Origin of the sequence: Mesotoga sp. UBA5847 (assembly GCF_002432735.1) — a bacterium.
In the GTDB taxonomy this organism is placed as follows: domain Bacteria; phylum Thermotogota; class Thermotogae; order Petrotogales; family Kosmotogaceae; genus Mesotoga.
In genome coordinates, this window is the sequence record NZ_DJGL01000042.1 from 21,505 (window position 1) to 21,717 (window position 213).

Consider the following 213-nt stretch of genomic DNA (forward strand, 5'->3'; position numbering starts at 1 on the left):
AAAAAGAGCAAGCAAATTAAAGTAATCTGATCAGGACGAACTTACTTTGTCATCCTGAAGAGCTCCTGTTCAGGATCTGGGCTTTGGAGGAACCGGGGTCGGGGATGGCAGGTTGGGGGTTGGAAAGAGCAAAGAAAGCGGTTCACCGTTGAATGGTTCTCCGTTCGACAAGGAAAAAACCTGTTCTTCCATAGCGAGGATCTGTTCTTCGTT